Origin of the sequence: Streptomyces sp. NBC_00568 (genome assembly GCF_026341855.1) — a bacterium.
GTDB lineage: Bacteria > Actinomycetota > Actinomycetes > Streptomycetales > Streptomycetaceae > Streptomyces.
Genome location: NZ_JAPENW010000001.1, coordinates 3959094 through 3972003, shown reverse-complemented (window position 1 = coordinate 3972003; position 12910 = coordinate 3959094). Strand labels below are relative to the sequence as shown.

10 protein-coding genes are annotated in these 12910 nt (G+C 72.3%); 5 read left to right on the top strand and 5 right to left on the bottom strand.

Going from position 1 to position 12910, the window contains the following annotated elements:
* Window positions 1-222: 222 nt before the first annotated feature.
* The 5 genes from OOK38_RS17345 to mtnA all read right to left on the bottom strand — a co-directional run bounded on the left by OOK38_RS17345 (window position 223) and on the right by mtnA (window position 7120).
* The gene (locus OOK38_RS17345) at window positions 223-1149 is read right to left on the bottom strand and encodes a ComF family protein (protein ID WP_266759418.1); all 927 of its coding nucleotides are present in this window, start codon (window positions 1147-1149) and stop codon (window positions 223-225) included.
* Between the two features lie 207 nt (window positions 1150-1356).
* The gene (locus OOK38_RS17340; protein ID WP_266765710.1) at window positions 1357-3201 is read right to left on the bottom strand and encodes an LpqB family beta-propeller domain-containing protein; all 1845 of its coding nucleotides are present in this window, start codon (window positions 3199-3201) and stop codon (window positions 1357-1359) included.
* The gene (gene mtrB, locus OOK38_RS17335; protein ID WP_266759420.1) at window positions 3191-5275 is read right to left on the bottom strand and encodes an MtrAB system histidine kinase MtrB; all 2085 of its coding nucleotides are present in this window, start codon (window positions 5273-5275) and stop codon (window positions 3191-3193) included. Before mtrB ends, OOK38_RS17340 begins: the two co-directional genes overlap by 11 nt.
* Window position 5276: 1 nt before the next feature.
* On the bottom strand, window positions 5277-5966 hold the full coding sequence (mtrA, locus tag OOK38_RS17330) for a two-component system response regulator MtrA (RefSeq protein WP_192582811.1): 690 nt from the start codon (window positions 5964-5966) through the stop codon (window positions 5277-5279).
* 8 nt (window positions 5967-5974) lie between these two features.
* Window positions 5975-7120, bottom strand: coding sequence for an S-methyl-5-thioribose-1-phosphate isomerase (mtnA, locus tag OOK38_RS17325; RefSeq protein WP_266759423.1), 1146 nt, complete (start codon window positions 7118-7120; stop codon window positions 5975-5977).
* Window positions 7121-7261: 141 nt separating this feature from the next.
* Here mtnA and OOK38_RS17320 point away from each other — a divergent pair, with 141 nt between their 5' ends.
* The 5 genes from OOK38_RS17320 to OOK38_RS17300 are packed head-to-tail and all read left to right on the top strand — an operon-like array spanning window position 7262 to window position 12857.
* Entirely contained in the window at window positions 7262-8593 is a 1332-nt protein-coding gene (locus OOK38_RS17320) for a hypothetical protein (RefSeq protein WP_266759425.1), read from the top strand.
* Between the two features lie 4 nt (window positions 8594-8597).
* Window positions 8598-9356, top strand: a complete 759-nt coding sequence (locus tag OOK38_RS17315) for a DUF4129 domain-containing protein (RefSeq protein ID WP_266759427.1) — start codon at window positions 8598-8600, stop codon at window positions 9354-9356.
* On the top strand, window positions 9353-10549 hold the full coding sequence (locus tag OOK38_RS17310) for a DUF4350 domain-containing protein (RefSeq protein ID WP_266759429.1): 1197 nt from the start codon (window positions 9353-9355) through the stop codon (window positions 10547-10549). The genes OOK38_RS17315 and OOK38_RS17310 overlap by 4 nt, the downstream gene beginning before the upstream one ends.
* The gene (locus OOK38_RS17305) at window positions 10549-11547 is read left to right on the top strand and encodes a MoxR family ATPase (RefSeq protein ID WP_266765711.1); all 999 of its coding nucleotides are present in this window, start codon (window positions 10549-10551) and stop codon (window positions 11545-11547) included. The genes OOK38_RS17310 and OOK38_RS17305 overlap by 1 nt, the downstream gene beginning before the upstream one ends.
* Window positions 11547-12857 (top strand): DUF58 domain-containing protein, encoded by a 1311-nt coding sequence (locus OOK38_RS17300; protein ID WP_266759431.1) that lies wholly within the window; start codon window positions 11547-11549, stop codon window positions 12855-12857. Before OOK38_RS17305 ends, OOK38_RS17300 begins: the two co-directional genes overlap by 1 nt.
* Window positions 12858-12910: the final 53 nt, after the last annotated feature.

Below are 12910 nucleotides of genomic sequence, written 5' to 3'. Positions count from 1 at the left end.
ACTTTCACCTCCTCCTCCCCCAAGGACAAGATCTCCACCCCACCGATGCGGGTGATTGCTGAAAACCCGCGGTACGGCACTCGGATGCGCGAGAGACGGCCTGCGCCATTCCCTCACAACCGAACATATCTCGCCTGGACGGATGTCGTCACCCTCTACTGAGACGTACCTCCGTTCAGGTGAATTGACCCACTCATTACCTGCAACGATGCAAGTTCTCGGTCAGTTCCGGTTTATTTCGAAAGCGTCCGGAGGTGCGGCGACCACGGCCGAGCAGACCGTGTCACCGCTCGTTCCTCCGGCTTGCTCCCTACCCACGATCCGCCCCTCCACTTCCGACAGTTCCGTGCCGTCACCCGTCCATCGCACCGCCCGCACACCCGACTGCGCGACCCGTACGGCCCGCGCCGCCTCCGCCAACGAGGCCCCCGTCGTCATCAGGTCGTCCACCAGCACGACCCGGCCGCCCTCGGCCAGCAGCCGCTCGGCCCCGGCGACGACCTCCAGGGCCCCCGTCAGATTGGCCAGCCGCTGCCGGGAGTTCAGCCCCGACTGGTCGGCCACGGCACGCCGCTGGCGCAGCACCCCGAGGACCCGGGCAGGCGTTCCCGTGCGCCGCAGTTCGCCCGCCGCCGCGAGCGCGATCCGCCGCGCCGGATCATGCCCCCGCGCCCGGACCGCCTTCCGCGCCGACGGCACGGGGACGAGCAGCACGGGCCCGCGTCCCGCTCCCGAACCCCGGTCCACCGCGCCTCCGGTCCCGGGCCGCCCCGGCCCGCCCCACGCTTCCCCCTTCCCGAGCTCCAGCCGCCCCTGCGAAGCCGTGGGCCGCCCTTCCGGACCAGGACGTCGCACCGGACCCAGACCCGCCCGCACGGCCCCCGCGAGGGCCGCTCCCAGGGGTGCCGCCAGTGCCAGCGCACCGCGTTCCTTGTGGGCGAGCAGCGCGGCCCGCACCTCGTCCTCGTAGGGAGCCGCCGCGTGCACGACAGGCAACCCCGCCAGCTCGGGCACCGGTCGCACCCGGCACGGAGCGGCCCCGCTCAGGGCGGCACGGCACTCGGGGCAGAGCACCGCGCGAGGCCTCCCGCAGCCTCCGCACTCGGCCGGCAGCACCAGATCCGTGAGGTCCTGCCACCACCCCCGCATGGCCACCACTGTGCCAACGCCCGCCCCGCTCGGCCACCCCTGTGGACAACCCTTGTGGACAACCCCCGGAGCGGCTGTACGCCGCCACACGACAGGGCGGACGACCGGGCCGGGGGCCGCGCACGGGCAGCCGGTGAGCAGGCGGGCGCAAACGCCGGCGGGCCCGCCCGGAAACCGGACGAGCCCGCCGACGCAGAACCCGGGGCGCTACCCGGGATAGACCGGCGCCGTCCCGTCCTGGACCACCTTCTGCCACTGCTCCCCCGCCGACAGCCGCACGATCCCGTCCGTCTCCGAGTGCGCCACCAGAGGCAGCTGCTCGTCCTCGGACGCGGCGATCTCCTTCACGTTGGCCAGCGCGGAGGGCGAGGTGCCCAGCGGCGTGGAACCGTCGACCTGGACGTACCGCATCTGCTGCACGGCGCCCTTCTCGCTGCCGACCACCACGAGCCGGCTGTCCCCGGCCCAGGACATGGCCGTGACCTCTTCCAGCTGAGGTGCCACGGAACGCGGATCGAAGACGAACACGCCGCGCGGATCGTCGGGCCCGGATCGCTGGATGCGCCCGATCTGCAGCGAGCTCTTGCCGTCCTTCTCGACGATCAGCGCGATCCGCACGCCGTCGGCGGCCACCCGCACCGCCTCGATGCGCCCGTCGAGCTGCGAGGCCCCGACGACGATGGGCTCGCCCGCGCCCTTCTGCAGCAGAAGCAGCCGGGGGTTCTTCGGATCACGGTCGGCCACCCACAGGTCGCCCCGCGCGTCCCAGCTGGGCGTCGTCAGCCGGTCGTCCGCCGTCCTGCCCTGGCTCTGCACCACCGGCTCGCCGAGCGAACCGCCCGACACCAGCGACCCGACGTACAGGTTCCGGCCGTCGGCCGACACCCCGGCCGCACTGCCCTCGTCCCGCGACACCGCGGCCGCCCGCAGCTTCTTGCCGCCCTCGCCCAGCGCACCGGGCACCGGCTCGGGCTTCTTGTCACTGTTCTCGCGGGGCATCCGGACGAGCCGCTGCTCGTGGTCGATGAAGTACTGGTACCCCGGGTGCTCGCCCGTACCGTGCGAGGCGACGCCCTCGGCCTGACTCTTGTTCAGCACGCACAGCTGCGTGCCGTCCGACTTCTGGAACTCCACCTCGTCGACGCCGGTGGGAGTCAGATCCTGGAGCGTCAGGAGGAGTTGGGCCGCCATCTGACGGCACTTGGGAAGTCCGACACGGTCCGCCTTGTCGTTCAGCGGCACCGTGACCCTGTTGCGGTCGTCGGGCGCCAGCGACACGTCGCTGTTCTTCAGCTCCGTGCCCGACGGGAAGCTCGACCTGACCACCGGGTCCAGCCAGCTCGTGGGCCCCTTCAGGAGCGCGCGCACGATCTGCGTCATCGGGTCCACCTGCGCGCGCACATAGACCGGGTCGGCGACGGTCCGCAGGGGACGGCCGCCGCCGGAGGTGCCGTTCGACGCGTAGAAGTACTTGTTCACGGACACGTAGTTGCGCTGGAAGTCGGACGTGCCCATCACGACACCCTGCGGCAGCGCGTCGATGCGCCACTGCTTGTTGCTCTTCAGCCTGGTCAGATGCACCGACCCGCTGTACTCGCCGGCGTCCGGCTCGTACGCGTGCCGCACGTCCACCTTGGCGACCTTGCTGCCGCTCAGCCGGAACGCGACGTCGCGACTGCCGTCCTTGGCCTCCGAGGGCAGCCCCACCGAGTTCGGCGCGTCCGCGAGGACCGTCGTGGAACGGTACGGATCCCACGCCTTGCGGGCGCCGTCGGTGAGGTACTTGCCGGCCGTCTCGTACTTGGCGTCGTCGCTGGTCAGCGCCTCGAGGAAGCCCTGCACGATCTCCGCCGCCGAGGCGCCGGGATGCGGCGGCATGGCGTAGACGCGGACCTGCGAGTCCTGGCGCGGCGTCGACTCGACCCCGCGCAGGTCCCCGTTGTCCGGCATCGAGGCACACCCCGCCAGCAGCAGGGCTCCACAGCCGGCGTACACCACGACGCGTACCGGACGGCGTCCGCGGACACCGTTCCCCCCGCGGTCAGCGCCCACGAAATGCCTCCCCATGTCCGAGCTCCTCCGGCCTCTCGCCGTCCCGCCCCCGCTCCTGTGCGGTCCGTTCCCGGCCGGTGCCGGATGTCTCCTCCTGGCGGCGCACCGCCCCGGCGGGCCGGGGCACCACGCGCGCGCCGTTGCCCGGCAGCGCCGTCGGATCGGCCGTGGGCGACGCCCCGGCCAGCCGTGAGGCCATGGCCCCGGGCGGCGGTATGGAACCCGTCCCGGCTCCGGGCTGCTGTACGGGTACCGTCGCGAGCTTGGTGCTGCCGCCGTGCGGCAGACCGGCGTCGTCGAGTCCGCGGTTGCGCCGGGAGTCCTTGGGTTCCAGCGGTATCGGCGATCCCCTGAGGGGCTCGTCGGCCGTCCGCGGCAGGGTCAGCCGGAACTGCGAACCGCCGCCCGGCTCGCCCCAGGCCTGCAGCCAGCCGCCGTGCAGCCGCGCGTCCTCCAGAGCGATGGACAGGCCGAGACCCGTGCCGCCGGTGGTACGCGCGCGGGCCGGGTCCGCCCGCCAGAAGCGGCTGAACACCCGGGTCGCCTCGCCGGGCTTGAGCCCGACGCCGTAGTCGCGGACCGCGATCGCGACCGCTCCGCCCGCTGCGGCGAGCCTGACGACGACGTCCTTGCCCTCGCCGTGCTCCACGGCGTTGACGACGAGGTTGCGCAGCACACGCTCGACCCGCCGGGCGTCCGCCTCGGCGATCAGCGGCTGCTGGTCGCCGACGACGCGTATGTGCGTGCCCTTGCGCTCGGCGAGCGGCTCGGCTCCGCCGACCACCCGTCGTACGACTTCTCTGAGGTCGATCGCGTCGGCCTCCAGCGCCGCCGCGCCCGCGTCGAACCGGCTGATCTCCAGCAGGTCCGCGAGCAGCGTCTCGAACCGGTCCAGCTGGTCGGCGAGGAGCTCGGCCGACCGCGCGGTCACCGGGTCGAAGTCCACACGCGCGTCGTGGATGACATCGGCCGCCATCCGCACGGTCGTCAGCGGCGTCCGCAGCTCGTGCGACACGTCGGAGACGAACCGCCGCTGCATCCGCGAGAGGTCCTCCAGCTGCTGGATCTTCAGCTGGAGGTTCTGCGCCATCTTGTTGAAGGCCTCGCCGAGGCGCGCGATGTCGTCCTCGCCGGTGACCTTCATACGTTCCTGGAGGCGTCCGGCGGAGAGCCGTTCGGCGATCCCGGCCGCCATCCGCACAGGGGTGACGACCTGGCGCACCACGAGCCAGGCGATGGCGCCGAGGAGCACCACGACGAACAGTCCCGCCGTCGCGAGCGTCCCCTTGACCAGGCTCAGCGACTTCTCCTCCTGCGTCAGCGGGAAGAGGTAGTAGAGCTGGTACGCGTCCCCGTTGGGGTCGTTGACCTGCTTGCCGATGACCAGCGCCGGCTGGGACTCGCGGCCGTCCTTGTAGACGACACGGGTGTAGCTCTGCGCCGCGGCCGTGCTCTCGTCGACCCGGGCGCGCAGATTCTCGGGCACGCTCACCGTCGGGTCGACCTGACCCGAGTACCGCGGCGCGAGGCCACCGCTGCCGTCGCCGGCCGCGGTGGAGTTGAGCGTCACGACGTCGAACGCGCCCTGTCCACCACTGGACAGGGACACGACGAGGTCGGTCATCCACTGGCTGACGTTCTTGGACGAGCGGCCGTCGGCGGTCGAGCCGTCGTCGCCGTTCGCGGTCACTCCCCCGTCCGCCTGCTGCTTGGCCGCCGCGAAACCACCGGTGGCCTGGCTCTGCGAGGCCTTCACCTTGGCGTCGAGCAGACCGTTGCGCACCTGCCCGATCACGACGAAGCCGAGCAGCAGGACGACACCGAGCGACATCAGCAGCGTCGTCACGACGATCTTGAGCTGGATGTTGCGCCGCCACAGCCGCATCACGGGCAGCAGCGGACGACGCACCCAGCGTATGAACAGCCGAAGGACCGGGCTGCCCTGGACTCCGCCCTGGAGCAGCCCTCCCTCGAAGAACCGTTCCCAGCGTGAACCCGTCATGTTCCGGCCGACAGGCCGCCCCGAACGGTCCCCCTGCTCAGCGGGCGCCGAAGCGGCACTGTCCCGTGACATGTCAGCTCGGCCCTGCCTTGTAACCGACACCTCGGACGGTCACCACGATCTCCGGACGCTCCGGGTCCTTCTCGACCTTGGAGCGCAGCCGCTGGACATGCACGTTCACCAGACGGGTGTCCGCCGCGTGCCGGTAGCCCCACACCTGCTCCAGCAGGACCTCACGCGTGAACACCTGCCACGGCTTGCGCGCCAGCGCGACCAGCAGGTCGAACTCCAGCGGCGTCAGCGCGATGGACATGCCTTCCCGTTTCACAGAGTGACCGGCGACGTCGATCACGAGATCGCCGATCGACAGCTGTTCGGGTGCCGGCTCCTCCGAACGGCGCAGCCGCGCCCTGATCCGCGCCACCAGCTCCTTTGGCTTGAACGGCTTCACGATGTAGTCGTCGGCGCCCGATTCGAGGCCGACCACGACATCGACGGTGTCGCTCTTCGCCGTGAGCATCACGATCGGTACCCCGGACTCCGCCCTGATCAGGCGGCATACCTCGATGCCGTCCCGTCCGGGCAGCATCAGGTCCAGGAGCACCAGGTCGGGCTTGGCATCGCGGAAAGCGGCCAGCGCCTTGTCGCCGTCGGCTACGAAAGACGGCTCAAAACCTTCACCACGCAACACAATGCCGAGCATCTCGGCCAGTGCGGTGTCGTCATCGACGACAAGGACTCGTCCCTTCATAAACGACATCATCCCATTAACTAAATCGTTACCTGGCGTGACAAGTCACACAGCTCGGCGAGAGCCTCAGCCGTCACGGGCGAAACAACGCCCTCTTCGGTGACGATCGCCGTGATCAACTCCGGCGGCGTCACATCGAACGCCGGGTTGTACGCCTGGGTCCCCAGGGGTGCCACAGGTATACCGCCTCCCGCCTCGACTCCCACCACCGGCACCTGTGGTGCTGTGATCTCCGTCACTTCATGACCGGCGCGCTGCTCGACCTCGATGGACGCCCCGTCGGGCGTGTCCGGGTCGATCGTCGTCACCGGCGCCACCACGATGAACGGCACATGGTGGTACCTCGCCAGCACCGCGAGCGGATAGCTCCCCACCTTGTTCGCCACCGAACCGTCGGCCGCGATGCGGTCGGCACCTATCAGCACCGCGTCCACCTCACCGGTCGAGAACAGCGAACCCGCCGCGCTGTCGGTGAGCAAGGTGTACGCCATTCCGTTGCGAGCCGCCTCGTACGCCGTCAGGCGAGCGCCCTGCAGCAACGGCCGCGTCTCGTCCACCCAGAGCCGGCGCAGCTGCCCCGCCCGATGCGCCGCGAGCGCCACGGCGAACGCCGTGCCCTCCCCGCCGGACACCAGCGCCCCGGTGTTGCAGTGCGTGAGCACCCGGTGCCCGCCGCCCGGCAGCAGCTCGTCGAGCAGCGCCAGCCCGTGCTCGGCCATGCGCGCGCTGGCCTCGGCGTCCTCCCGGTGCAGCGCCCGCGCCGCGGCGAGCGCGGCCGCGGCGGCCGCCTCCTGATCGCCGCCCCCGGCGAGCGCCGCCCGGTAGGCGGCCTGCGCCCGGCGCACCCCGACCGCGAGGTTCACGGCGGTCGGCCGGGCACCGGCCAGCGCGAGAGCGGCCTCGTCCACGTCGAAGCCGCGTACGGCGGCGAGCGCGACGCCGTACGCCCCGGCGATCCCGAGCAGCGGCGCCCCGCGCACCGCGAGCGTGCGGATCGCCTCCACCAGCGCGGGCGCGTCGGTGCACACCAGCTCGACCTCCTCGGCAGGAAGCCGCGTCTGGTCGAGAAGGACCAGAACAGGGCCTTCGGGCGGCTCGTGCCAGCGGATCGCGGGTATCTCCGTCGGCCCGCCGTCCTCGCGGGATTGCGCGTAGTGATCAGCCATCCGCCCAGTCTGCCCCGTACCCGGCGGACAATTGAAGGTGTGCAGCGCATACGGGGGCCGGTCCCCTGCCGGGCACACCGTGGCACGATGGCTGCCAACCTGCCGCCGCGACCGCGGGACGGGCACCGTGAAGGAGCGACGATGAACGACACTCCGGGCTGGGCCTCGCCCGGATCTGCCCCCTCCGGCGGAGAGGAGCCGGACTCCTCCGGCACCCCGCAGCCCGTCGGCCAGGGCGGAGCGAACCAACCCGAGCAGCCCTCGAAGTGGTCCAAGGAGCAGCCCCCACCCGCCCAGTGGTCCGCTCCCGGCACACAAGGCCCCGGCCAGGCCCCGCCGCCCCCTCCGCCCGGTCCGGGCTGGGGTGGTCAGCAGCCCGGCGGCCAGGGCGGCGGACACGGCGGCTGGGGAGGCCCCGGCCACGGATACGGCAGCCCCGGTGGCCCCGCCGGCTGGGGCGGCAACTGGGGCGGACCACCGCCCGCCGCCAAGCCCGGCGTCATCCCGCTGCGCCCGCTCGGCGTCGGCGAGATCCTCGACGGTGCCGTCTCGACCATGCGCGCCTACTGGCGCACGGTCCTCGGCATCTCGCTGACCGTCGCCGTCGTCACGCAGATCGCGGTCATCCTGCTCCAGGGCTTCGTCCTCGACGACAACGCCGATACGGACGTCCTCAACGACCCGAGCGCCACCGTCGAGGAACTGAGCCGGGCTCTCGGCGACACCATGCTGAGCACCGGTGCCGTCCTGATCATCACCCTGCTCGGCACCATCGTCGCGACGGCCCTGCTCACGTCGGTGACCAGCCGCGCGGTGCTCGGCAAGCCGGTCACCACGAGCGAGGCATGGCGGGACGCCCGTCCCCAGCTGCCGAAGCTGCTCGGCCTGACCCTCCTGCTGCCGCTCATCGCCGTCGTGATCGTCGGCGTCGGCGCCCTCCCCGGTCTGCTCGCGGCTCTGGGCGGCTCGGGTGACGCCGGCGCCGCGTTCGCCGTCCTCGGCGCACTGGCCGGCGGCGTCGTCGCCGGCTGGCTGATGATCCGCTTCTCGCTCGCCTCTCCCGCCCTGATGCTGGAGAAGCAGGGCATCCTGAAGTCGATGAGCCGCTCCGCGAAACTCGTACGCGGCTCCTGGTGGCGGGTGTTCGGCATCCAGCTCCTCGCCACGATCATCGCCAACATCGTGGCGTCGATCATCGTGATCCCCTTCGCCGTCCTGGCCGCGGCACTGAGCGGGGACGGTCTCTCCGGCTTCTTCGACAACGCCGGCGACGTCGGCTGGACCTTCCTCATCGTCAGCGGTGTCGGCTCGGTAATCGGAGCGATGCTCACCATCCCGATCACCGCAGGTGTCACCGTGCTCCTGTACATCGACCAGCGCATCCGCCGCGAGGCCCTCGACCTCGACCTGGCCCGAGCCGCCGGTGTCCAGGGCTACGGCACCGGGGCTTCCGGCACCACACCGGGGAGTTGATGCGGTGAACGGGGCGGGGGGCGTCCTCACAGCACTGCTCGCAGGACCGCACACCGGCGCTACAGCCGTCCTCGCGCTGACGCGCGGCGACGAACCACCGGTGACGACGCCGCGCGATCCCGCGCGGGAGGCGGCCAGACGCGAGCTGTCCAAGCGGATGTACCACGAGAACGACCCCGGCCTGGCCCAGCGCGCCCTGAACGCGTTCTGGGACTGGGTCGACAAACTGTTCGGCGCCGCCTCCGCCGCGACACCCGGCGGGACGCTCGGACTCCTCGTCATCGTCCTCGCCGTGCTGGCGGTCGTGGCCGCCCTGTGGTGGCGCCTGGGCACCCCGCACCGTACCCCGGCCTCCTCCGCCACGCTCTTCGACGACCGCCCCAGGAGCGCCGCCGAACACCGCGCCGCCGCCGAGGCCCAGGCCGCCCAGGGCCATTGGAGCCAGGCCGTCCAGGAGCGGATGCGCGCCATCGTCCGCTCCCTGGAGGAACGCGCCCTGCTCGACCCGCGCCCCGGCCGCACGGCCGACGAGGCAGCCGCGGAGGCGAGCCGCACCCTGCCCGCCCACACGGACCGACTGCGCGCCGCGGCAAGGGACTTCGACGACGTCACGTACGGCGGCCGGGCCGGCGACCCGCGCGCGTACCAGCGCCTCACCGAGCTCGACAGCGACCTGGAACGCACCAAGCCCGTACTCACGGACAGCGCCCACAGCACGAACCGGAACACGGACCGCGACAGCCGCCAGGGGGCCGCCTCATGACCGAGGCCGCCCTCGCCTCCACCTCCACCTCGGCCTCGCCCACCGCCCGCCAGTGGTGGACCCGCGCGCGCGGAGTCGTCCTCGCACTCGTCCTTCTGCTGGTGGCCGCCGTCGTGATGGCCGCGGTCCGCTCGGACGCCCGGCACGGCCGCCTCGACCCGCGCTCCGCCGACCCCTACGGCAGCCGGGCCGTCGCCGAACTCCTCGCCGACCAGGGGGTCTCCACGCGCGTGGTCACCACCCTCGACAAGGCCCGCGCGGCCGCCGCCCCCGACACCACCCTGCTGATCGCCGCTCCCGACCTGCTGACCAAGCGTCAGCAGACGCTCCTGAAGAGGACGACGGAGACCTCTAACGGCCGTACGGTGCTGATCGCCCCCGGATCGCCCTCCGTCGGCACCCTCGCCCCCGGAGTCTCCGCCGATCCAGCGGTCAGCTTCGACTCGACGCTCTCCCCCGACTGCGCCCTGCCCGCCGCCCGCCGAGCGGGCAGCGCCGACACGGGCGGCGTCCGCTACACCTCGGGCGCCCCGGGCACCGACGCCTGTTACCCCAGCGACGGCCTCCCCACGCTCCTGCGTGTACCGGCGGCCTCCGGAAGCGGCGACACCATCGTGCTCGGCGCCCCCGACATCCTCTACAACGACCGCCTCGACGAGCAGGGCAACGCCTCGCTCGCTCTCCAACTCCTCGGTTCCCGCTCCCACCTCGTCTGGTACCTCCCTTCGCTCTCCGACGACTCGGCCACCGACGCGGGCGACCAGAGCTTCTTCGACCTGCTCCCCTCGGGCTGGCTCTGGGGCACACTGCAGCTCTTCATCGCGGCGATCCTGGCCGCCCTGTGGCGGGCACGCCGAATGGGCCCCCTCGTACCCGAACGCCTCCCCGTCGCGATCCGCGCCTCCGAGACCGCCGAAGGCCGCGCCCGCCTCTACCGCAAGGCCAACGCCCGCGACCGCGCGGCCTCCGCTCTGCGCTCCGCCACCCGCACCCGCCTCGCCCCCCTCATCGGCGTGCCCCCGGCCCAGGCCCACGCGCCCGAAGCCCTGCTCCCCGCCCTCTCCGCCCGCCTCGACGGCGACGGACAGGCCCTGCTCCCGCTCCTCTTCGGGCCGCCGCCCCGCGACGACGCGGCCCTCGTCTCCCTTGCCGACCAACTCGACGCCCTCGAAAGAGAGGTACGCATTTCATGATGGACCCGACCACTGACAACGCCGGGTACGCCGGGTACTCCGGGGACGCGGACACCGCCCGCTCCTCCCTGGAAGCCCTGCGCGCCGAGATCGCCAAAGCCGTGGTCGGCCAGGACCCCGCCGTGACCGGTCTCGTCGTCGCCCTCCTCTGCCGCGGACACGTTCTCCTCGAAGGAGTCCCCGGAGTGGCCAAAACGTTGCTCGTCCGCGCGCTCGCGTCCGCACTGGAACTCGACACCAAGCGCGTCCAGTTCACCCCCGACCTCATGCCGAGCGACGTCACCGGCTCACTCGTCTACGACGCACGTACCGCCGAGTTCTCCTTCCAGCCCGGCCCGGTGTTCACCAACCTCCTGCTCGCCGACGAGATCAACCGCACGCCTCCCAAGACCCAGGCGTCGCTGCTGGAGGCGATGGAGGAACGCCAGGTCACGGTCGACGGCACACCCCGGCCGCTCCCCGAGCCCTTCCTGGTCGCCGCGACCCAGAACCCGGTCGAGTACGAGGGAACGTATCCCCTCCCCGAGGCCCAACTGGACCGCTTCCTGCTCAAACTGACGATCCCTCTGCCCTCCCGCCAGGACGAGATCAACGTCCTCACCCGCCACGCCGAGGGCTTCAACCCGCGCGACCTGCGCGCCGCCGGCCTGCGCCCCGTGGCCGGCGCCGCCGACCTCGAAGCCGCCCGGGCCGCGGTCGCCAAGACATCCGTCTCCCCCGAGATCACCGGCTACGTCGTCGACATCTGCCGCGCCACCCGCGAGTCGCCGTCCCTCACGCTCGGCGTCTCCCCGCGCGGCGCGACCGCTCTGCTCGCCACAGCCCGCGCCTGGGCCTGGCTGACCGGCCGCGACTACGTCATCCCCGACGACGTGAAAGCCCTGGCCCTGCCCACCCTCCGCCACCGCGTCCAACTCCGCCCCGAGGCCGAGATGGAGGGCGTGACGGCCGACTCCGTCATCAACGCGATCCTCGCCCACGTCCCCGTCCCCCGCTGATGGCACTCACCGGACGCGCCGCCCTCCTGGCGGCCCTGGGCGCACTCCCCGTCGGCATCTGGGAGCCCAGCTGGACAGGCATCCTCGCCGTGAACGCCCCCCTGGCCCTGGCCTGCGCCTGCGACGCCGCCCTCGCGGCTCCCGTACGGCGCCTCGGCCTGACCCGCTCCGGCGACACCTCGGTACGCCTCGGCGAGTCCGCGGACGTCACCCTCACCGTCACCAATCCCTCCGGCCGCCCCCTGCGCGCGCACCTCCGCGACGCCTGGCCGCCGAGCAGTTGGGAACCCGGCACCGAGGTCACGGCGTCCCGTCAGCGCCTGACGGTCCCCGCCGGCGAACGCCGCCGCCTGACGACCCGTCTGCGCCCCACGCGCCGCGGCGACCGCCAGGCCGACCGCGTCACCATCCGCTCCTACGGCCCCCTCGGCCTCTTCTCCCGCCAGGGCAGCCACAAGGTCCCCTGGACCGTACGCGTCCTGCCCCCCTTCACCAGCCGGAAGCACCTCCCTTCCAAGCTGGCCCGGCTCCGCGAACTCGACGGCCGCACCAGCGTGCTGACGCGCGGTGAGGGCACGGAGTTCGACAGCCTGCGCGAGTACGTCCCCGGCGACGACACCCGTTCCATCGACTGGCGCGCCACAGCCCGCCGGACGACGGTCGCCGTACGCACCTGGCGTCCCGAGCGCGACCGCCACATCCTTCTCGTCCTCGACACCGGCCGCACCTCCGCGGGCCGCGTCGGTGACGCCCCCCGCCTCGACGCCTCCATGGACGCGGCCCTGCTCCTCGCCGCCCTGGCCTCCCGCGCCGGCGACCGCGTGGACCTCCTCGCCTACGACCGCCGGGTACGCGCCCTCGTCCAGGGCAGCGCGGCAGGCGACGTCCTCCCGTCCCTGGTCAACGCGATGGCCGGCCTGGAACCGGAGCTCGTGGAAACGGACGCCCGTGGCCTGACCGCCACAGCCCGGCGTACGGCCCCACGCCGCTCGTTGATCGTGCTCCTGACGAGCCTCGACGCGGCCCCCATCGAAGAGGGCCTGCTCCCCGTCCTCTCCGGTCTCACCCAGCGCCATACGGTGCTGCTGGCATCGGTCGCGGACCCGCACATCGCGCGCATGGCGAAGGCCAGGGGAAACACCGACGCGGTGTACGAGGCGGCGGCGGCTGCCCAGGCCGAGGCGGAGCGGCGACGCACGGCCGAGCAGCTGCAACGCCGTGGAGTCACGGTCGTCGACGCGACCCCGGACAACCTGGCGCCGGCTCTCGCGGACGCCTATCTGGCGCTGAAGTCCGCAGGCCGCTTGTAAGCGAAAGCAGAAAGGGCCGGCCTTTTGAGGTTCCGGAAAAGGGACCCCAAACG